The organism is Stenotrophomonas sp. GL_101 (assembly GCF_057835675.1).
Map to the genome: position 1 here is coordinate 4,643,805 of NZ_CM174432.1, position 19,344 is coordinate 4,663,148.

A 19,344-nucleotide genomic window follows, 5' to 3' on the forward strand; every position below is an offset into this window, starting at 1 on the left:
GTAGCGGGCCGCTTGCGCGTTACACAATCGCAGCGGCACGGCGCCGTTCACATTGTCGGGATCGGCCGCAGCGCGACCGATCCCGACCGGCTCAGGGAGCCGCCTTGCGCTGGGCGATGTAGGCCTGGATCTGCTGCTCCAGCACCGGCAACGGCACCGAGCCCTGCTTGAGCACGGCATCGTGGAAGGACTTCACGTCGAAGCGGTCGCCCAGTTCCTGCTCGGCCTGCGCGCGCAGGCGCACGATGGCGATCTCGCCCAGCTTGTAGCTCAAGGCCTGGCCGGGCCAGGAGATATAGCGGTCGACCTCGGTGGTGACTTCATGCTCGCTCAACGCGGTGTGGTCGCGCAGGTAGGCGATGGCCTGCGCACGGGTCCAGCCCTTGTGGTGCACGCCGGTATCGATGACCAGGCGCGCGGCGCGCCACATTTCATAGGTCAGGCGGCCGAAGTCTTCGTAGGGGGTTTCATAGATGCCCATTTCCACCCCGAGCTTCTCGCAGTACAGGCCCCAGCCCTCTCCGTAGGCGGAGATGTAGGCGGTGCGGCGGAACTCGGGCTGCTCGCCCTGCTCGGCGGCCAGCGCGCCCTGCAGCGCATGGCCCGGGTCGGACTCGTGCAGGGTCAATGCCGGCAGGTTGTACAGCGGCCGCGCGGGCAGGTTGTAGGTATTGAGCCAGTAGGTACCCATGCCGCCCCGGCCGGCGGTCCAGAACGGGGCGATGTCCGGCGGCACCGGCACGATGGTGAAGCGCGCGCGCGGCAGGGTCATGTACTTGCCGATCACCCCGTCCACGCGCTTGGAGATCCACGCGGCGCGGTGCAGCAGCTCGTCGGGGGTCTTGGCGTAGAACTGCGGGTCGGTGCGCAGGAAGGTGAGGAACTCGGCGAAGCTGCCCTTGAACTGCACCTGCTCGATGATGCCGTTCATTTCGGTCTGGATGCGCGCCACTTCCTTCAGCCCGATCTCGTGGATCTGCTGCGGGGTGAGGTCCAGCGTGGTGTATTGGTGGATCTGCTGCTTGTAGTACGCCTTGCCATCGGGCATGGCTTCGGCAGCCAGGGTGGTGCGCGCCTGCGGCACGTACTCGTTGACGAAGAACGTACGCAGCTTGGCGAATGCCGGTACCACCGAGCCACCAATGGCCTGGCGCGCCTGCGCCTGCAGGTCGGCCTGCTCGGCAGCGGGGATGCTCGCCGGCAGCTTCTTGAACGGCGCATACAGCGGCGACGCGGTGGGATCCTTCAGCTCGGACACCGTGGCGATGGAAACCTCACGGCCATCGAGCACCGCACGCGGCACGCTGAAACCGCGCTTGAGGCCGGCGCGCATGTTCTCGGTCTGCTGGTCGAAGTAGCGCGGCACATCGTTGAGGCGCGCGATGTAGTTGCGGTAGTCCTGCGCGGTCTTCATCTCGCGCCGGGCCATGAAGGACAGGTTGGACCAGAACGAGGAATCGGCGTTGAACGGCATTTCGTAGCCGCGCATGCGGATGTCGGCGGCCAGGTTGAACACCTGGTCGCGGTAGATCGCGTAGTTGATCTGGTTGTCGGCCGAAAGCGCCTTGGGGTCGAGCCTATCGAGCTTGGCCAGCACCTCGTCCCAGACCTTCAGCCGGTCCTGCTGGGCGGCAGCGCCGATATCGGGCATGCGGGTCGCCTTGGCCGGACCGTCGCCATCCTCACTGGCTTCACCGCCACCGGCCTGGCGCCATTTCCACTCGGTTTCGTAAATAGCCTTGAACTGCGCATCGACAGCGCTTTCGGTGGCCAGGCTGGCAGGCGCGGCAGGCGGTGCGATGGGCGGCGCGGCCAGCGCGGCGTGGGCAGGAAGGGCCAGGGCGAGCAGCAGCGCGGTGACAAGGGACGATTTCACGATCAGCGGTTCCCGGTGGACGGCAATCCCCGATCATGGCACCGGTCAATCAGGTTCGCATGGATCAAAGGTCCTGCCGCGACGCAGGCAGGACCTGGGGACCGGCCACCGGCCGGGACCCCAGCGCCGCAGGCGCGTGGTAGCCACCGACCGTTGGTCGGTGGACGCGCAGCCTCAATGCGCCGCCTTGTCCCGCTTCCACCCGCGATGCTGGATATCCAGCTTCAAGCTGTACAACGCGGTGAACGCCGGGAACAGGTTCTGCAGCACGCCCACCGAATCCTGCTTGGCCGAGAACAGGAAGTAGCTCAGCGTCATCAGGCTGCCGATCACGCTCATGTACCAGAACACGCGCGGGATCACCGGTTTGCCGGCGCGCCGGGAGGCCACGAACTGCACCAGCCAACGGCCGCCGAACATCAGTGCGCCGGTGTAGCCGATCAGCTTCCAGCCGGTCACGTGCAGGCCGGTCCAGTACAGCCAGGTCAGCGGCTGGTCGAGCCAGTGCAGTTCCATCAGCGCTCTTCCACGGCGGTGCGCCTGCTGCGCGTGATCAACCAGGCCACGCCGCGCAGGTCGCGTATGCCGACCAGTGCGCGGCCCAGGTTGGTGTACTTGGAGACCCCGGCGGTACGGTGGCGGTGGTTGACCGGCACGCTCACGGTTTTCCAGCCGGCGCGCTGCATCAACGCCGGCAGGTAGCGGTGCATGTGGTCGAAGTAGGGCAGGTCCAGGAACGCGGCGCGCTCGAAGAGTTTGATGCCGCAACCGGTATCGGGGGTGTCATCGCGCAGCATGCGCGCGCGGATCGCGTTGGCCCACCGGCTGGCCCAGCGCTTGCTGCCCGAATCCTGGCGGTTGACCCGCCAGCCGGCAAACAACTTGACCTGTGGCGTGGCCGCGGCTCGCGCGGCGATCAGCTTGGGGATATCGGCCGGGTCGTTCTGGCCATCACCGTCGAGGGTGGCGATCCACGCTGCCCGCGCGTGCTTGACGCCGTTGCGTACCGCAGTGCTCTGCCCGCTCTGGCTGACATGGTGCAGCACGCGCAGCTCGGGGTTGGCCGCCTTGAGCCCCTGCAGCACGGCCAGGGTGTCGTCGCGCGACTGGTCGTCGATGTAGACGATCTCGAAGTCGACCTGCCCACGCAGGGCCGCGGTGATCTCATCGATCAGGGGTGTGACGTTGTCGCGTTCGTTGAAGACCGGGACGACAACCGACAGCTGGAGTTGGCTCATGTTCGGGCTCTGCAGGGGGCCGGGCATGGAAAAGAGCGCGCATTGTCCGCAGCCGAGATTATCCGAAGATGAATCAGTACATGTGTTTCAGGCGTGATCGCCGAAATAATCGCGGCACCAGGCCACCACCGGCGGCAGGCCGCGCTCGATGGGCGTGGCCGGATCAAAGCCGAAGGCGTCACGCGCGCGCGTGGTATCGGCCATGGTGCGGACCATGTCGCCGGGCTGCATCGGCTTGTAGATCTTCTGCGCCGGGCGTCCGGCGGCGGCTTCGATGATCCCGATGAACTGCTCCAGCTCGATCGGGGTGTGGTTGCCCAGGTTGAATACACGGTGCGGTACGTCCTCGCCGGACGGGTGCGCCAGCGCGCCGAGAATACCGGCGACGATGTCAGAGACATGTGTGAAGTCGCGCTGCATCTTCCCTTCGTTGAACACCTCGATGGCGCGCCCGGCCAGGACCGCGCGCGAGAACAGCAGCGGTGCCATGTCCGGCCGGCCCCACGGCCCGTACACGGTGAAGAAGCGCAGGCCGGTGGCGCGCAGGCCGTACAACTGGGCGTAGGTATAGGCCATCAACTCGTTGGCGGCCTTGGTAGCGGCATACAGCGAGCGCGGTTTGTCGATGCGCTGGTCTTCGGAAAATGGCGGGGTGGCCGAATCGCCGTACACCGAACTGCTGGAGGCATACACCAGGTGCGCCACGCCGCGATGGCGGCACAGCTCGAGGATGTTGACGAAGCCGACCAGGTTGCTGTCCACGTAGGCGTGCGGGTTTTCCAGCGAATAGCGCACCCCGGCCTGCGCGGCCAGGTGGATTACCCCGGTCGGGTTGACCTCGTCGAACAGCGCGGCCAGGCCGTCGCGGTCGGTCAGGTCCAGCACGCGGATATCGGCGTGCGGGCACAACGCGGCCACCCGGTCGCGCTTGATCTGCGGGTCGTAGTAATCGTTGTAGTTGTCCAGGCCAACCACGCGCTCCCCCGCATCGAGCAGGGCACGCACGGTGTTGGCACCGATGAAGCCTGCGGCGCCGGTAACGAGGAGGGTCATGACAGGGGTCCTGGAAATTGCATACGGCAGGATACCAATGCAGGCAACGCCCGGTGCGAACCGTGGCGCGTACTGGCCGCCGTCACCTCAGCGTGAGCGGCGTTTCCCTGGCCAGCGTGGCCTTGCGTTCCTTGCTGAAATCCCACCACGGGCGCGGTGCGTCGCCCTGCATGAAGCGCTCGATCGACAGGAACACGTCGATCACGCACGGGTCATGCATCACCCCGGTGCGCAGGCACAGCTGCGCATACATGTCATAGGCGTCGCGGCCGCGCAGGTGCGCGGGCACGCGGATGCCGATCAGACGCAGATCTTTCTCACAGGCCGGCCCGACATTTGGCAGGTCGGTCAGACGCAACAGATGGTTGCGGTCGACCTTGGCTGGGTTCATTGCTGGGGGGGAATCCTCAAGCGCGGAGCGGGCTCAGCCCTTCTGTGCGCGAAGTCGTTCGAGCACGCCATCCAGCGTGTCCAGGTCGGTGTAATGGATGATCAACTTGCCCTTGCCGCCGCGGCCGTGGTTGATCGCCACGCGTGCGCCCAGCGACTCGGACAGTTCGGTTTCCAGCGAGGCGATATCGGCCTGCGGGGCAGCGGCACTGGGCTTCTTGCGCAGCGCGCCGGGCACCTTGCCGGCGGCGAACTGCTGCGCACGGTGCTCCACTTCACGCACCGACCAGCCCTGCTCGGCCGCTTCCTGGGCCAGCTTGCTGGCCAGTTCGGGCACCAGCGTCAGCAGCGCGCGGGCATGGCCCATTTCCAACCGGCGGGTTTCCAGCAGCAGCCGGATGGCGATCGGCAGTTCCAGCAGGCGCAGCAAATTGGACACCGAGGCACGCGAACGGCCGACGGCCTGGGCTGCCTCGGCATGGGTCAGCGCGAATTCGCCGATCAGGCGCTGCAGCGCTTCGGCTTCTTCAAGCGGGTTGAGGTCTTCGCGCTGGATGTTCTCGATCAGCGCCATCGCGATGACGGTGCGGTCTTCCAGCTCGCGCACCACCACCGGTACTTCGTCCAGCCCGGCCAGCTGCGAGGCGCGCCAGCGGCGTTCGCCGGCGACGATCTCGAAGCTGTCCGCGCCGAGCTGGCGCACCAGGATCGGCTGGATCACGCCCTGTGCCTTGATCGACTCGGCCAGCTCGGCGAGCTTGGTTTCGTCCATGTCGCGGCGCGGCTGGTACTTGCCCGGCTGCAGGTGACCCACCGGCAGCTTGCGCAGCACTTCACCGGGCATCGGTTCGACCACCGCGGCGGCCTGCACCTGTGTCACCGCGCCCTTGGGCCCCAGCAGCGCATCGAGGCCACGGCCGAGGCCGCGTTTTTTGCCGAGGGCGGGCTTGGTGCTCATCAGGCGGTCTCCAGGGCCTTGTCGGCCTTATTACGTTGTTGGTGGCGGCGGATGATTTCGCCGGCCAGGCCGAGATAGGCAACGCCCCCCCGCGAGGCGCGGTCGTAGCCGACGATGCTCTGGCCGTGGCTCGGCGCTTCGGCCAGGCGCACGTTGCGCGGCACGATGGTGCGGAACACACGGTCGCCGAAATGGTCGGTCAACTCGGCCGACACCGCATTGGCCAGGTTGTTGCGGACGTCGAACATGGTGCGCAGCACGCCCTCGATCTCAAGAGCGGGATTGAGGTTGGCACGCAGCGCTTCGATGGTTTCCACCAGCGCGCTCAGCCCTTCCAGCGCGTAGTACTCGCACTGCATCGGCACGATCACCGAATCGGCAGCGGCCAGCGCGTTGAGGGTCAGCAGCGACAGTGCCGGCGGGCAGTCGATCAGGATGTAGTCGTACTCGTCGCGGATCGGGGCCAGCGCGCGCTTGAGGCGCTGTTCGCGCTCGCCCTGGTCCATCAGCTGGATCTCGGCGGCAGTCAGGTCGATGTTGCCCGGCAGCAGGTCGAATCCTTCCGGGGTGGTCACCCGGACCTCGACCGCGGTGGCTTCGCCCAGCAGCAGGTCGCAGGTGGACGCGGCGACTTCACGCTTGTCCACCCCGCTGCCCATGGTGGCGTTGCCCTGCGAATCCAGGTCGACAAGCAGCACGCGCTTGGGTGCAGCAGCCAGGGAGGCGGCCAGATTGACGGCGGTCGTGGTCTTGCCGACGCCACCTTTCTGGTTGGCGATGGCGATGATGCGGGCCATGCGGGTGAGCCTCATCGGCAGGGAGTGGGACTGGTCATTATGCGTATATGGGGCGTGTCATGCACTGTGAGATGCGCACCGGGGCGCGCCCGCGACCCCGCATGGCCGCCCATGGTGCACCCGGTGGACAGTGCAGCGGCAGCTGCGACAGGCGCTGCCACCGATATCGGGGCACGCGCGTGTCGCCACGACGGCACGCGCGCGGTGACGGTCAAGGACCGGCTACCACCACCAGATGGCGCTCACCGGTCAGCCCGGGCACGTGCAACGGCAGCACCTGTTCGACCTGCCAGCCGGCCGGCAGCTGCGCGATCTCGTCATGCGGGTACATGCCTTTCATCGCCAGCAGGCGGCCACCGGGACGCAGCAGGTGGCCGCCCACCTGGATGATCCCGGCCAGCGTGTCCATCGCACGGGCGGTCAGATGGTCGTAGGCACCCGGCTCGGCCAGGGCCTCGGCGCGCGACTCGGCCACCCGTGCATTGCCCAGGCCGAGCTGGCGCACGGCTTCGCGCATGAAGCGGGCCTTCTTGCCGTTGCTTTCCACCAGGGTCACCTGCAGCTGCGGGCGGGCGATCGCCAGCGGAATGCCGGGCAGCCCGGGGCCGGTACCGAGGTCGGCCAAGGTGCCGCTTTCCAGGTACGGCTGCATCGCCAGCGAATCGAGCAGGTGGCGGGTGACCATCTCCAGCGGGTCGCGGATGGCGGTGAGGTTGTAGGTGCGGTTCCAGCGATCCAGCAGGGTCAGGTAGGTCAGCAACGGCGGCGCCAGGGCGGCGTCCAGGTCCATCGCGGCCAGGCCACGCTCGAGTGCTTCGGCCACGCCGGCCGGCAGGGTGTGTTCAGTCATGCCGCGATTATCGCAGGGCGGGCCGGGTCAAAGCGCGTGGAAAGCCAACGCCGCGCGGAAATCAGCGGCCGCCTGCCACTCATGCAGATGCCAGCGCTCGGCCGGGCCGAGCTCGGGGTCGCACCAGGCCAGGTGCAAGCCGTCGTCCGTGCCGGGCGCCAGCTGCAGGCGGTGCAGGCCAAAGGAGATGCCCTGCCCCTGCGCCTTGAGGATGGCCTCCTTGGCGCACCAGACCCGGAAGAACCACGGGGCGCGGGTGGCTTCGTCCATGCCCAGCAGCCAGGCAATCTCGGCCGGGTGGAAGAAGCGTTCGATGATTTCGGCCATGCGCGGGCGCGGGCGCAGAGGCTCCAGGTCCACGCCCAGCCGCACGCCCTCACCCAGCGCCACCAGCAGCCGGCCGTGGCTGTGGCTCCAACCGGTGCCCATGTGCGCCAGCGGGCCATGAAGCTCGGGGCGGCCGCGCGCATCGCGCTGCAGCGGCAGGGCATCGGGCTCGCCACCGAGCTGCTCGGCCAGCAATACGCGGGCCTGCGGTTCGCCGCGGGTGCCATTGACGTGCGGCAGGCACCAGACCGTGACCGGACCTAGCTGCCAGGGCCCTCCCAGCGGGGCGGGCACGCTCATGCCCGGCCCCGGTGAGCGGGGCTGCACGGCGATTTCACGGGGCTTGCCGTCAACTGGCCCGGTCGTACACGCAAACCAGGAGTCAAGGCTATGGGCATCATCATCTGGCTGATCGTCGGCGGCATCGTGGGCTGGCTGGCCAGCATCATCATGAAGCGGGACGCGCAGCAGGGCATCATCCTCAACATCGTGGTCGGCATTGTCGGCGCACTGTTGGCCGGCTGGCTGTTCGGCGGTGGCATCAATGAAGCGATCACCATCCGTACCTTCCTGTTCTCGCTGATCGGTGCGGTGATCCTGCTGGCGATCGTGAACCTGTTTACCCGCAAAAGCGTACGCTGATCCATCCGCGTTCGGCGTGACAAGGCCCGGCAATGCCGGGCCTTGTTGTTTCCGGCTCATTGGCCCAGTTGTACCCAGGCTGGCGCATGGTCGCTGGGGCGGTCCCAGGTTCGTGGCTCGCGATCAATGCCCGAGGCCACCGCGCGTGCCTTGAGCGCATCGGAGACCAGGGTCAGGTCGATGCGCAGGCCCAGGTTGCGGCGGAAGCCGGCCGCACGGTAATCCCACCAGCTGAACACGCCTGCTTCTTCGCTGTGCAGGCGGAACGCGTCGTGCAGGCCCAGTCCCAGCAGCTTGTTGAGTGCGCCGCGCTCGGCGGTGGAGGTGAGGATGTGGTTTTCATTCCACACCAGCGGGTCGTTCACATCGCGCGCGTCCGGGGCGATGTTGAAATCGCCCATCACCACCAGTTGCGGGTGTTTCTCCAGTTCGGCCGCTACCCAGGCGTGTACCGCTTCGAGCCAGCGCAGCTTGTAGGCGTACTTGTCGGTGCCCACGTCCTGGCCGTTGACCACGTATAGATTGATGATGCGCACGCCATTGACGGTGCCGGCGATCGCGCGCTTCTGCTCGTCCTCGAAACCGGGGATGCCGATCTGCACGTCCTGCGCCGGCTCGCGCGAGAGCAGCGCCACGCCGTTGTAGGTCTTCTGCCCGGCAAACACGCTGCGGTAACCCAGCCCGGCCAGCACCGCGTCGGGGAACTTGTGGTCCTCCATCTTGGTTTCCTGGATACCCACCACATCCGGGCCGAAGGCCTGCAGCCATTGTTCCAGGTGCGGCAGGCGCACGTTGAGCGAGTTGACGTTCCAGGAGGCGATTTTCATGCGGGCATTCTACCTGCGCCGGTGCACTGGCCGACGCTTTGGAGCGCTGCGGGACGGTGCACGCTTGAGTAGCAACAGGGGCCGCCTCGATCCCTCGGCGGGGGCGGTTGGCGCTGGCACATGAGCCGAATAGGGGCTATATTCGGCTCATCAAGTGAGCCGAATAGGTCTGTTATTCGGCTCTCAATCTGTTGAGGACGTCCTTATGGCCACTCCCCGCTGGATTTGGCAGTACCCGGACTGGCCGCATTTCAGCTGGGATGGAAGCGCGATTGCGCCGCTGTTGCGCGATTGCCATCACGCATACGGCCAGTTGCAGGGAATGGCGGGCGCGGTGGCCGGTGACGCGCGCGCAGAAGAAGCGCTCGATACGCTGCTCTCCAACATCGTCACCTCATCGGCCATCGAAGGCGAAAACCTGGACGTAGGTTCGGTTCGCTCGTCCTTGGCGCGCCATCTGGGCATGCACGACACGGCGCCCCGTCGCACCAACGTGCGTGCTGAAGGTCTGGCTGAGCTGATGCTCGACGCCATCGTTTGTGCCGATGCACCGGTAGACCTGCCACGTCTGCTGCAATGGCACCGCTGGTTGTTCGCCGCTCCGGACGACCTGCACGCGCTGCGAATCCATGTCGGCACGCTTCGAGGCCCTGCTCCCATGCAGGTCGTGTCTGGTCGCATTGATCGCCCCACCATCCACTTCGAGGCGCCTCCTCGCGAAGGGCTTGAAGACCAGGTGGCTAAGTTCCTCGCCTGGTTTGACAGCTCGCGAACCGATACCGGACTGGACCCACTGCTGCGTGCTGGCATCGCGCACTTCTGGTTCATTACGCTGCACCCCTTCGATGACGGCAATGGGCGCCTGACCCGGGCACTCACCGACCTCGCACTTGCCCAGGCACAACCGCAGGCAGTCCGCTTCCATGCACTATCGGCCAGCATCCTTGCCGATCGTAGCGGCTACTACGATTGTCTTGAGGCCAGCCAGAAAGGCGGCCTTGTCATCAGCGGCTGGCTGCAGTGGTTTCTGCGCACGCTGCATGACAGCCTCCTACAAGCGCTGCACCGCATCGACCGGGTGCTGGCCAAGGCACGCTTCTGGCAACTGCATCGTGATCAACCCCTCCTGGCCGAGCAGATCAAGGTACTCAACCGCCTTCTGGATGGAGGCGAACGGGGGTTCGAACACGGTATCAGCGCCAGCCAGTATCAGTCGGTTGCCAAGGTCTCCAAGGCCACCGCCACCCGCCATCTGTCAGACCTGCTGGAAAAGGGTCTGTTACGTCTTCTGCCAGCAGGCGGGCGCAGCACCCGTTACGCCGTTGACCTGCCTGAAGGTGGCGCCATGCCGTTGCCATCACCGCCCGCCCGGTAGCCACCGACCGTTGGTCGGTGGGCGCCCTCACCGCACCAGCGCCCTCAACATCCCGGCAATCTTCGAATACGGCGGCTTCAACAGGTCGCTGGCGGCCCAGCGCGACTGCCACAGGATCGGCAGCTGCTTGCTCAGCCCATCAAATCCAGCGCGGGAATGGTAGGCGCCCATGCCGCTGGGCCCTACCCCGCCAAACGGCAGGTCGTTGATCGCAAAATGCAGCAGGGTGTCGTTGACGGTGACGCCGCCGGCCACCACCTGGCCAAGCACGCGCTCCACCGTGTCGCGCTGCTGGCTGAAGACGTACAGCGCCAGCGGCCGGTCGCAGCGTTGCACCTGCGCCAGCGCCGCGTCCAGGTCCGGATAGGCGCAGACCGGCAGGATCGGGCCGAAGATCTCCTCCTGCATCAGGTCCAGGTCATCGGGCGGGTCCAGCACGATGGTCGGCGCGATCAGACGCTCGCGGTCGGCGCGGTCACGGTCGATGTGGGCCAGCTCGATCACCGGCACGCCGCGTGCCCGCGCCTGGTCCAGATAGCCGCGCAGTCGCTGGTACTGGCCCTCGTGGATGATCCGGGTGTAGTCGGAGGCATCGCTGAAATCGCCGTAGCGCGCCTGTACCTGGGTCTGCAGCTGCTGCACCAGTTCGCGCTGGCGGCGGCCGTCGATCAGCACGTAATCCGGGGCGATGCAGGTCTGGCCGGCGTTGAACCACTTGCCAGTAGCCAGCCGTGCGGCGGCCTTGTCCAGCGGGTAGTCGCTGCACACAATGGCCGGCGACTTGCCGCCCAGCTCCAGCGTGAGCGGGGTCAGGTGTTCGGCAGCGGCCGCCATCACCTTGCGGCCGATGGCGGTGGAGCCGGTAAATACCAAGTGGTCCAGCGGCGAGCCGGCCAGTGCGCCAGCCAGCGCGCCATCGCCCTGCACCACCGCTACCCGGTCCGGCGGAAACACCTCGGCCAGCAGCGCCTGCAGGAACGCACTGGTGCGGGGGGTGTGTTCGGACGGCTTGAGGATGACGTGGTTGCCGGCGGCAATGGCGGTGGCCAGCGGAATCAACGCCAGGTTGACCGGATAATTCCACGGCGAAATCACCCCGACCACGCCCAGCGGCACGGCACGGGTCTGCGCGCGCGCCGGCCAGAATCGCCAGCCCACGCTCACCCGGCGCGGGCGCGCCCAGCGCTGCAGGTGCTTGAGCAGGTGGTCGATCTCGCCCAGCACGGTCATGCCGTCGGCGATCAGCGATTCATGCGCGGAGCGATGGCCAAAGTCGGCCGAGATCGCCTCGGTCATCTGCGGCAGCCGCGCTTTCAGCGCGACGCGCAAGCGCTGCAGGTCGTCGCGGCGTTGCGCCAGCGATGGACGGTTGGCCTGCCAGGCGCTGCGCAGGGTGTGCAGGATCGCCGGGAGTTCGGTGGGATCGGTGTGGGCATCACTCATGCCGCGACTATAGCGGCCAGCCGCGTGAGGAATGGTAGTGCCGGCCGCTGGCCGGCAACCGCATGAGCCTCCGGACGGGTGTGCGTGGTTGCCGGCCAGCGGCCGGCACTACCGGGAAAGGAAAAGGGGCCGCGATTCGCATCGCGGCCCCTCTTCATACCGTGTGCTTCACCGTTACTTGGTGATGTCCACACCCTTGGTTTCATGCAGGAACAAGCCACCCACCACCACTGTCATCAACGCGATGATGATCGGGTACCACAGGCCGTAGTAGAGGTTGCCGGTACCGGCCACCAGTGCGAAGGAAATCGCCGGCAGGAAGCCACCGAACCAGCCGTTGCCGATGTGGTACGGCAGCGACATCGAGGTGTAGCGGATGCGGGTCGGGAACAGTTCGACCAGGTAGGCGGCGATCGGGCCGTAGACCATGGTCACGTACAGCACCAGCAGCCACAGCATGAAGATCGTGCCGGGGATGTTGATGCGCGCGTTGTCGGCCTTGGCCGGGTAGCCGGCGGTAGCCAGCGCGCCCTTCAGTTCGGCGCCGAACGCATCCCCCTTGGCCTTGCCGTCTTCCTTGGTCAACCCTGCCGCCTCGTAAGAGGTAACGGCCGCGCTGCCCACGTTGACCACCGCCAGCGAACCGGCCGGTGCCGGCTTGACGTCATACGGCACGCCGGCCTTGGTCAGCGCAGCCGTGGCCACGTCGCAGGAACTGGTGAACTTGCGCAGGCCGACCGGATCGAACTGGAACGAGCAGGTGTTCGGATCGGCGACCACCAGGGCCGGCGAGTTGGTACGCGCTTCCTCGATGGCCGGGTTGGCGAAGTGGGTCAGGCCCTTGAAGATCGGGATGTAGGTGATGGCGGCCAACAGGCAACCGACGAGGATGATCTTCTTGCGGCCGATGCGATCGGACAGCCAGCCGAAGAAGATGAAGAACGGCACGCCCAGCGCCAGCGCGGCGGCGATCAACAGGTAGGAGGTGGTGGCGTCCACCTTGAGCATGCTGCTCAGGAAGAACAGCGCGTAGAACTGGCCGCCGTACCACACCACGGCCTGGCCGGCGGCCGCACCCAGCAGCACCAGCAGCATCAGCTTGAGGTTGCCGTCCTTGAGGCTGTCACGGAACGGCGTCTTGGAGCCCTTGCCTTCGGCCTTCATCTGCTGGAACAGCGGCGACTCGCTCAACTGCAGGCGGATCCACACCGAGATGCCCAGCAGCACGATCGACACCAGGAACGGAATGCGCCAGCCCCAGGCTTCAAACGCTTCGTTGCCCAGGAAGTAGCGGCAGCCCAGGATGATCAGCAACGACATGAACAGGCCGAGCGTGGCCGTGCACTGGATGAAGCTGGTGTACAGGCCACGCTTGTCGGCCGGGGCATGCTCGGCAACATAAGTGGCTGCGCCACCGTACTCGCCGCCCATCGCCAGGCCCTGGGCCAGGCGCAGGATGATCAGGATCACCGGGGCGGCAAAGCCGATCGAGGCGTAGTTGGGCAGCACGCCGACCAGGAAGGTCGAGATGCCCATGATCAGGATGGTGACCAGGAAGGTGTATTTGCGCCCGATGCGGTCGCCCAGGCTACCGAAGAACGCCGCGCCGAACGGACGCACGAAGAAGCCGGCCGCGAACGCCAGCAGGGCGAAGATCATGCCCGTGGTTTCATTGACGCCACTGAAGAACTGCTTGGCGATGATCGCCGCCAGCGAGCCGTACAGGAAGAAGTCGTACCACTCGAAGACAGTCCCCAAGCTGGACGCGAAGATGACCTTCTTGTGTCCCTGGGTAAGTTGGGCTTTTGTTGGTGCAGGTGTCGTGGACATGGGACGTTCCCCTAGGTAGTGCCGACCGTTGGTCGGCAATGTTCTTTCTTAAAAACTGTATTTGGTGGTGAACTGCAGGCGGTTGATGTCGCCCTTGCGTCCGTCCTCGATCTCGCGCACGCCGTACATGTATTCCGCACCGATATCGACCTTGGGCATCGGCGTGTAGAAGATGTTGCCGCGGATGCTCTGCACGCTCTTGGTCACCAGCGGGCCAAGGCTGCCGTCGTTGTCGTAGTCGCTGCGTGCGTAGATCAGGTTGGTGCGCAGCTTCGGGGTGAAGGCGTGGCGCCAGCCCACGTAACCGGCCAGCACGCCGGTCGGGTTGAGCTCGTCGCGTGCCACGTCATAGGCGGTATCGGCGGTCACGCCCAGGCCCACGTAACGGGCGATGCCTTCGCCGCCGCTGACCTGGTAATGCAGGGTGTCGCTGCCGCCCATGACCCATTTGCCGCCCAGGGTCAGGCCGCCGCCGATCTTGTCGGCCTTGGCACCGGTGGTCTGATTGTCGATCTGCAGCTGGCGCACCACGCCACCCACGCCGAAGGTGCCCCAGTCGCCCTTCCAGCCATAACGCAGGGTCAGGTCGGGCAGCCCGCCGCGATCGGAGTTGCTCGATACGTTGGTCCACGCCCCGGTGATCGGATTGCGGGTGCCGGTGAGCAGGGTGGTTTCCGGATTTTCCAGCGCGACGCTGAAGCCGCCCTGGGTGTAGCGGATCTGCGCCTGGCGCACGAACAGGACGCCGTCGGTAGGCCCGACGAAATCAGCCGCTTCCGGCAACGAAGCTGCGTCCATGAAGTTCGACCAGGTCTGGCCGGCCAGCCAGTTGTTCCAGTACATGTACGCATGCCGCAGGGTTACGCCATAGGTATTGGTGGCGGTCTGGTTGCCCAGCGAGTTGCCGAAGAAGTCCATCTCGAAGAACGCGCCGGCCTTGTTGCCGCCTTCGCTGACGTTGTCGATGCCCAGGTTGAAGCGCGAGAACTTGGCGTGGGCGTTGTAATCCACGTCCGAGCGCTTGCCGCTGCCGCCGGCACCGGCCACCGGGGTCTGGCCCGGCAGGTACAGCGCGCGGCCGGTGGCGTCGTCGGCCAGCTGGCCATCACTGGTCTGGGTAGCCAGGAAATCGGCCTTGATGAAGCCGCCGATCTTGACCGTGGTGCCCGGCGCGGCGCCCGGGGTGATGGTGGTGACCTGGATCGGCTGCTTGCCCGCCGGGACCTGCGCGGACAACGGCTGCTGCGCCTGCACGGTCTTCACCGCGCTGACGTCGGTCTGGGCCTGGCTGATCTGGGTCTGTTGCTGCTGGCTGGTGGATACCAGCAGCTGCACCTGACGCTCCAGTTCGGCGATGCGGGCCTCCAGCGCCTTTTCTTTGGCGGTGTCGGCAAACGCCATGCCTGGCGCGATCAATGCAACGAACAGACAGGCGGCCAACGGCCGGCGTGTCGTCTTCAGAATACGGTGGCTCATGTTGCCCTCTCTCCCGGGTGGCAAGGCGAACGCCGCGCATGGGCACGGTCGAGCCGACAGTGCGGCCGCCGTGCCCGCAACGGCTATTGGCCATTAGTCGTACTCGCCCCGCCGGGGCGAGTACGACGCGGACGCCACCGGCGGCCGCCAGGTGCCACCGGCACCGCGTAGGTACCGACCGTTGGTCGGTACGCCGTTGGCCTGCCTCACGCCAACGGTCGTGAGCTACCCGGGCAAAGCACCACGTAGGTACCGACCGTTGGTCGGTACGCCGTTGGGTCTGTCTCACGACCAACGGTCGTGAGCTACCCGACCAACGGTCGTGAGCTACCGGGCCAACGGCCGCGAGCGCCCCGGCCCAAAGCACCCACGCAGGTACCCACCGTGAGCCACCGCATCGTCCCGGCTTCGACCAAGGTCTAATCACCCCGGCAGCGCGAAGGGGGGTGGATGCGGCAAACTGAGGGGGAGATGTCGCATCTTATGTTGCGACCGCACAACCCAAATCCAGTTGCAAGTGAGGGTGCCATGGCCGATCTTTACCCCGTCAAGGCGGATTTCTCCGCCAAGGCGCGCATTGACAAGAACACCTACGAAACGCTTTACCGCGAATCGATCGAGAACCCCGATGCCTTCTGGGGCAAGGCCGCGCAGCGCCTGCAGTGGTTCAAGAAGCCGACCACGATCAAGAACGTCAGCTACAACCTCGACGATTTCCGCATCAAGTGGTTCGAAGACGGCGAGCTCAACGCCAGCGTCAACTGCCTGGACCGCCAGCTCGAGCAGCGAGGCGACAAGGTGGCGCTGCTGTTTGAACCGGACAGCCCCGATGCGGCCGCGCAGGGGGTCACCTATCGCGAGCTGTATGAGCGCGTGTGCCGGCTCGGCAACGCGCTGCGCAGCCTGGGCGTACAGAAGGGCGATCGGGTCACCATCTACCTGCCGATGATCGTCGATGCGGCCGTGGCCATGCTTGCCTGCGCGCGCATCGGTGCGGTGCACTCGGTGGTGTTCGGTGGCTTTGCGCCGAACTCGATCGCCGACCGGGTGATCGACTGCGCCAGCAAGCTGATCATCACCGCCGACGAAGGTCTGCGCGGTGGCAAGAAGATTCCGCTGAAAGCCAATGTGGACGCCGCGCTGAAGCTGCCCGGCACCACCACGGTGGAAACCGTGCTGGTGGTGCGCCATACCGGCGGCGCGGTGGACATGCAGGCCCCGCGCGACCGCTGGTTCCACGACGTGGTGGACCCGCAGCCGGCGCAGTGCGAGCCCGAGCGCATGAACGCCGAAGACCCGTTGTTCATCCTGTACACCTCCGGCTCCACCGGCAAGCCCAAGGGCGTACTGCACACCACCGCCGGCTACCTGCTGTACGCGGCCTACACCCATGAGGCGGTGTTCGACCTGCGCGAGGACGACATCTACTGGTGCACCGCCGATGTGGGCTGGGTCACCGGCCACAGCTACATCGTGTACGGCCCGCTGGCCAACGGTGCCACCTCGCTGATGTTCGAAGGCGTGCCGAACTACCCGAACACTTCGCGGTTCTGGGAGGTGATCGACAAGCACCAGGTGACCATCTTCTACACCGCCCCCACCGCGATCCGCGCGTTGATGCGCGAGGGCGAGGCGCCGGTCAAGCGCACCTCGCGGGCCTCGCTGCGCCTGCTGGGCAGCGTCGGCGAGCCGATCAATCCCGAGGCGTGGCGTTGGTACTACGAGGTGGTCGGCGACAGCCGCTGCCCGATCGTGGACACCTGGTGGCAGACCGAAACCGGCGGCATCCTGATCTCGCCGCTGCCCGGTGCAGTCGATCTCAAGCCCGGTTCGGCCACCCTGCCCTTCTTCGGCGTGGTGCCGGCGCTGGTCAACGCCGATGGCGAGATCAAGGACGGCCCCACCGAGGGCAACCTGATCATCCGCGACTCCTGGCCGGGCCAGATGCGCAGCGTCTACGGCGACCACCAGCGCTTCATCGATACCTACTTCCGCACCTACCCGGGCAGCTACTTCACCGGTGACGGCTGCCGTCGCGACGAGGATGGCTACTACTGGATCACCGGCCGCGTCGATGATGTGATCAATGTGTCCGGCCACCGCATCGGCACCGCCGAAGTAGAGAGCGCGCTGGTGTCGCATCCGAAGGTGGCCGAAGCGGCCGTGGTCGGCTTCCCGCACGACATCAAGGGCCAGGGCATCTATGCCTATGTCACCCTGATTGCCGACGAAACGCCCAGCGACGCACTGCACAAGGAACTGATTGCCTGGGTGCGCAAGGAGATCGGGCCGATCGCCGCACCCGACCACCTGCAGTGGGCGCCGGGCCTGCCCAAGACGCGTTCGGGCAAGATCATGCGCCGCATCCTGCGCAAGATCGCCGAGAACGCACCGGACCAGTTGGGCGATACCTCCACCCTGGCCGATCCGTCGGTGGTGGCCTCGCTGGTGGAAGAACGCAAAGTCAAATGACGTAACCCTTCACCGGGACGGCGCAGGAAGTGACCGATGGTGACCCGCGCGGAGGGGCGCGGGTCATCATTGGACCGTATTTCTGCACGCGGTCACGGTGCCTCACGGCTCCATCTGATTAGCTATCCCCCATGACAACCCTCCTGATTGCCGATGACCACCCGCTGTTCCGCGAAGCCCTTCGTGGCGCGGTGCAGCGCGTGATTCCCGGCGTGCAGCTGTATGAAGCCGACAGCGTGGAAGCGCTGTACCAGCTGGCCGACCAGCACACCGACGCCGACCTGGTCCTGATGGACCTCAACATGCCCGGTGCGCAGGGCTTCAACGCACTGGTGCACATGCGTGCGCTGCACCCGCAGCTGCCGGTGGTGGTGGTGTCCGCGCGTGAAGAGCCCACCGTGATGCGGCGTGCGCTGGACCACGGCGCCTTCGGCTTCATTCCCAAATCCGCCGACTCGGACACCATCGGCCACGCGTTGGGCACCATCCTCGACGGCGAAACCTGGGCCCCGCCCGAAGCACACAACGTACCCCAGACCGGGCGCGAGGAACGCGAGATCGGCCAACGCCTGCGCGAACTCACCCCGCAGCAGTTCCGCGTGCTGCAGATGCTCGGTGTTGGCCGCCTCAACAAGCAGATCGCCTACGACCTCAACGTCTCCGAGGCCACCATCAAGGCCCACGTCACCGCGATCCTGCGCAAGCTGGGCGTCACCAACCGCACCCAGGCGGTGCTGATGGCCGGCAAGCTGGCCATTGATGACGAACAGATCGTGTTGCCCCCCGAAGAAGAGTAGGTCACCACCGTTGGTGGTGACGCTGTTGCCATCCGCAACCCGAGCCCCTTCGCAGCCGGCAGATCCTTGTGCAAAAGCCAAGCCACGGCGGCGTCAACAGCAGCCGACCCACGGTCGGCTCTACGTGTGCCCGGGTTATAGCCGGCGCTATGAAAGCCAGTATTACCTGCGCAATGCGCGCGAAACGCTCGAATTCCCGCACCCGGTGCTAAGCTTCGCGTCCCCTTGGGGAGTAGCCTGTTTCCTGCAATTGGGAAACGCCCGTATCAACATACTCGGCCAGTGCGCCGTGGTGCGGGTAGCCATGATGGTTGGCGAGACCAGCGGTCCGCGTGCGCAACGACAGGTTGGGCGCGAACGCGGTCCGTTGCCTGCAACCGCCCAACCTGCCGTGCCCGTCCATGTCCCCTCTCTCGATCCTGCTGATCGGCTTTGCCATGTCCACCGATGCCTTCGCCGCAGCGGTTGGCAAAGGCGCCGCCATGCGCAAACCGCGCTTCCCCGATGCCCTGCGCGCCGGCCTCATCTTTGGCGTGATCGAGGGCATCACCCCGATCATCGGCTGGCTGCTCGGCCGCGCCGCGCTGCAGTATGTCGAGGCGTTCGACCACTGGATCGCCTTCGGCCTGCTCGGTGCGCTCGGCGTGCACATGATCGTCAACGGCATCCGCCCCGATGACGGCGGCGACGACGAAGACCCCGACAAGCACCACGGCTTCTGGCGGCTGGCCATCACCGGTTTTGCCACCAGCATCGACGCGATGGCGGTCGGCATCGGCCTGGCCTTCCTCGATGTCCACATCGGCGTGATGGCACTGGTCATCGGGCTGTGCACCTTCGCCATGGTCACCGCCGGCATCATGCTTGGCCGCGTGCTCGGCACCATGGTCGGCAAGCGCGCGGAGATCATCGGCGGGGTGATCCTGATCATCATCGGCAGCACCATCCTGTACGAGCACCTCAGCGCTGCGACGGCCTGAACACCCGGCCTCT

At 66.2% G+C, this 19,344-nt stretch carries 18 protein-coding genes; 5 read left to right on the plus strand and 13 right to left on the minus strand.

The window, feature by feature from the left end; translation table 11 throughout:
* Positions 1 to 91: 91 nt before the first annotated feature.
* From AC3IR9_RS20435 to AC3IR9_RS20475, 9 genes are all read right to left on the minus strand, one after another.
* Complete coding sequence (locus AC3IR9_RS20435) at positions 92 to 1,876, minus strand: DUF885 domain-containing protein (protein WP_489293081.1); 1,785 nt, start codon at positions 1,874 to 1,876, stop codon at positions 92 to 94.
* 174 nt (positions 1,877 to 2,050) lie between these two features.
* The gene (locus AC3IR9_RS20440) at positions 2,051 to 2,392 is read right to left on the minus strand and encodes a lipid-A-disaccharide synthase N-terminal domain-containing protein (protein ID WP_489293082.1); all 342 of its coding nucleotides are present in this window, start codon (positions 2,390 to 2,392) and stop codon (positions 2,051 to 2,053) included.
* Positions 2,392 to 3,114: a glycosyltransferase family 2 protein gene (locus tag AC3IR9_RS20445; RefSeq protein ID WP_489293084.1), complete on the minus strand. Its 723-nt coding sequence runs from the start codon at positions 3,112 to 3,114 to the stop codon at positions 2,392 to 2,394. The genes AC3IR9_RS20440 and AC3IR9_RS20445 overlap by 1 nt, the downstream gene beginning before the upstream one ends.
* 87 nt (positions 3,115 to 3,201) lie before the next feature.
* Positions 3,202 to 4,167: an NAD-dependent epimerase/dehydratase family protein gene (locus tag AC3IR9_RS20450; protein ID WP_489293086.1), complete on the minus strand. Its 966-nt coding sequence runs from the start codon at positions 4,165 to 4,167 to the stop codon at positions 3,202 to 3,204.
* Between the two features lie 82 nt (positions 4,168 to 4,249).
* Positions 4,250 to 4,558, minus strand: a complete 309-nt coding sequence (locus AC3IR9_RS20455) for a helix-hairpin-helix domain-containing protein (protein ID WP_489293087.1) — start codon at positions 4,556 to 4,558, stop codon at positions 4,250 to 4,252.
* A 33-nt stretch (positions 4,559 to 4,591) separates the two neighbouring features.
* Positions 4,592 to 5,515: a ParB/RepB/Spo0J family partition protein gene (locus tag AC3IR9_RS20460; RefSeq protein WP_489293089.1), complete on the minus strand. Its 924-nt coding sequence runs from the start codon at positions 5,513 to 5,515 to the stop codon at positions 4,592 to 4,594.
* A complete protein-coding gene (locus tag AC3IR9_RS20465) occupies positions 5,515 to 6,312 on the minus strand; it encodes a ParA family protein (protein WP_489293090.1) in 798 nt (265 codons plus the stop codon). The genes AC3IR9_RS20460 and AC3IR9_RS20465 overlap by 1 nt, the downstream gene beginning before the upstream one ends.
* A gap of 211 nt (positions 6,313 to 6,523) precedes the next feature.
* Positions 6,524 to 7,162 (minus strand): 16S rRNA (guanine(527)-N(7))-methyltransferase RsmG, encoded by a 639-nt coding sequence (gene rsmG / locus AC3IR9_RS20470; protein ID WP_489293092.1) that lies wholly within the window; start codon positions 7,160 to 7,162, stop codon positions 6,524 to 6,526.
* A gap of 27 nt (positions 7,163 to 7,189) precedes the next feature.
* Positions 7,190 to 7,789 carry a 4'-phosphopantetheinyl transferase family protein gene (locus tag AC3IR9_RS20475; protein ID WP_489293094.1) on the minus strand — a complete coding sequence of 200 codons (600 nt, stop codon included), beginning with the start codon at positions 7,787 to 7,789 and terminating at the stop codon, positions 7,190 to 7,192.
* A 90-nt stretch (positions 7,790 to 7,879) separates the two neighbouring features.
* Between AC3IR9_RS20475 and AC3IR9_RS20480 the strand changes: the two genes are divergently transcribed.
* Positions 7,880 to 8,131 (plus strand): GlsB/YeaQ/YmgE family stress response membrane protein, encoded by a 252-nt coding sequence (locus AC3IR9_RS20480; protein ID WP_489267247.1) that lies wholly within the window; start codon positions 7,880 to 7,882, stop codon positions 8,129 to 8,131.
* Positions 8,132 to 8,187: 56 nt separating this feature from the next.
* On the opposite strand, the gene xth is transcribed toward AC3IR9_RS20480, so the two are convergent.
* Positions 8,188 to 8,958 (minus strand): exodeoxyribonuclease III, encoded by a 771-nt coding sequence (gene xth / locus AC3IR9_RS20485; RefSeq protein ID WP_489293095.1) that lies wholly within the window; start codon positions 8,956 to 8,958, stop codon positions 8,188 to 8,190.
* A gap of 205 nt (positions 8,959 to 9,163) precedes the next feature.
* On the opposite strand from xth, the gene AC3IR9_RS20490 reads away from it, so the two are divergent.
* Positions 9,164 to 10,333 carry a Fic family protein gene (locus tag AC3IR9_RS20490; RefSeq protein WP_489293097.1) on the plus strand — a complete coding sequence of 390 codons (1,170 nt, stop codon included), beginning with the start codon at positions 9,164 to 9,166 and terminating at the stop codon, positions 10,331 to 10,333.
* 27 nt (positions 10,334 to 10,360) lie between these two features.
* Here the strand turns inward: AC3IR9_RS20490 and AC3IR9_RS20495 are convergent, their stop codons facing one another.
* The 3 genes from AC3IR9_RS20495 to AC3IR9_RS20505 all read right to left on the minus strand — a co-directional run bounded on the left by AC3IR9_RS20495 (position 10,361) and on the right by AC3IR9_RS20505 (position 15,082).
* On the minus strand, positions 10,361 to 11,776 hold the full coding sequence (locus tag AC3IR9_RS20495; protein ID WP_489293099.1) for a coniferyl aldehyde dehydrogenase: 1,416 nt from the start codon (positions 11,774 to 11,776) through the stop codon (positions 10,361 to 10,363).
* Between the two features lie 174 nt (positions 11,777 to 11,950).
* Positions 11,951 to 13,606, minus strand: a complete 1,656-nt coding sequence (locus AC3IR9_RS20500) for an MFS transporter (RefSeq protein WP_489293100.1) — start codon at positions 13,604 to 13,606, stop codon at positions 11,951 to 11,953.
* 48 nt (positions 13,607 to 13,654) lie between these two features.
* The gene (locus tag AC3IR9_RS20505; RefSeq protein WP_489293101.1) at positions 13,655 to 15,082 is read right to left on the minus strand and encodes a DcaP family trimeric outer membrane transporter; all 1,428 of its coding nucleotides are present in this window, start codon (positions 15,080 to 15,082) and stop codon (positions 13,655 to 13,657) included.
* Positions 15,083 to 15,610: 528 nt separating this feature from the next.
* On the opposite strand from AC3IR9_RS20505, the gene acs reads away from it, so the two are divergent.
* The 3 genes from acs (at position 15,611) to AC3IR9_RS20520 (ending at position 19,331) form a co-directional block, all read left to right on the plus strand.
* Positions 15,611 to 17,554: an acetate--CoA ligase gene (gene acs / locus AC3IR9_RS20510; RefSeq protein ID WP_489293103.1), complete on the plus strand. Its 1,944-nt coding sequence runs from the start codon at positions 15,611 to 15,613 to the stop codon at positions 17,552 to 17,554.
* Between the two features lie 131 nt (positions 17,555 to 17,685).
* Positions 17,686 to 18,351, plus strand: coding sequence for a response regulator transcription factor (locus AC3IR9_RS20515; RefSeq protein WP_489293104.1), 666 nt, complete (start codon positions 17,686 to 17,688; stop codon positions 18,349 to 18,351).
* 401 nt (positions 18,352 to 18,752) lie between these two features.
* Entirely contained in the window at positions 18,753 to 19,331 is a 579-nt protein-coding gene (locus AC3IR9_RS20520; protein WP_489293105.1) for a manganese efflux pump MntP, read from the plus strand.
* Positions 19,332 to 19,344: the final 13 nt, after the last annotated feature.

Coding starts and splice junctions, on each gene's coding strand:
- AC3IR9_RS20440 (WP_489293082.1), bottom strand. CDS start 2,392: ATGGAACTGCACTGGCTCGACCAGCCGCTGACCTGGCTGTACTGGACC.
- AC3IR9_RS20445 (WP_489293084.1), bottom strand. CDS start 3,114: ATGAGCCAACTCCAGCTGTCGGTTGTCGTCCCGGTCTTCAACGAACGC.
- AC3IR9_RS20450 (WP_489293086.1), bottom strand. CDS start 4,167: ATGACCCTCCTCGTTACCGGCGCCGCAGGCTTCATCGGTGCCAACACC.
- AC3IR9_RS20455 (WP_489293087.1), bottom strand. CDS start 4,558: ATGAACCCAGCCAAGGTCGACCGCAACCATCTGTTGCGTCTGACCGAC.
- AC3IR9_RS20460 (WP_489293089.1), bottom strand. CDS start 5,515: ATGAGCACCAAGCCCGCCCTCGGCAAAAAACGCGGCCTCGGCCGTGGC.
- AC3IR9_RS20465 (WP_489293090.1), bottom strand. CDS start 6,312: ATGGCCCGCATCATCGCCATCGCCAACCAGAAAGGTGGCGTCGGCAAG.
- rsmG (WP_489293092.1), bottom strand. CDS start 7,162: ATGACTGAACACACCCTGCCGGCCGGCGTGGCCGAAGCACTCGAGCGT.
- AC3IR9_RS20475 (WP_489293094.1), bottom strand. CDS start 7,789: ATGAGCGTGCCCGCCCCGCTGGGAGGGCCCTGGCAGCTAGGTCCGGTC.
- AC3IR9_RS20480 (WP_489267247.1), top strand. CDS start 7,880: ATGGGCATCATCATCTGGCTGATCGTCGGCGGCATCGTGGGCTGGCTG.
- xth (WP_489293095.1), bottom strand. CDS start 8,958: ATGAAAATCGCCTCCTGGAACGTCAACTCGCTCAACGTGCGCCTGCCG.
- AC3IR9_RS20490 (WP_489293097.1), top strand. CDS start 9,164: ATGGCCACTCCCCGCTGGATTTGGCAGTACCCGGACTGGCCGCATTTC.
- AC3IR9_RS20495 (WP_489293099.1), bottom strand. CDS start 11,776: ATGAGTGATGCCCACACCGATCCCACCGAACTCCCGGCGATCCTGCAC.
- AC3IR9_RS20500 (WP_489293100.1), bottom strand. CDS start 13,606: ATGTCCACGACACCTGCACCAACAAAAGCCCAACTTACCCAGGGACAC.
- AC3IR9_RS20505 (WP_489293101.1), bottom strand. CDS start 15,082: ATGAGCCACCGTATTCTGAAGACGACACGCCGGCCGTTGGCCGCCTGT.
- acs (WP_489293103.1), top strand. CDS start 15,611: ATGGCCGATCTTTACCCCGTCAAGGCGGATTTCTCCGCCAAGGCGCGC.
- AC3IR9_RS20515 (WP_489293104.1), top strand. CDS start 17,686: ATGACAACCCTCCTGATTGCCGATGACCACCCGCTGTTCCGCGAAGCC.
- AC3IR9_RS20520 (WP_489293105.1), top strand. CDS start 18,753: ATGTCCCCTCTCTCGATCCTGCTGATCGGCTTTGCCATGTCCACCGAT.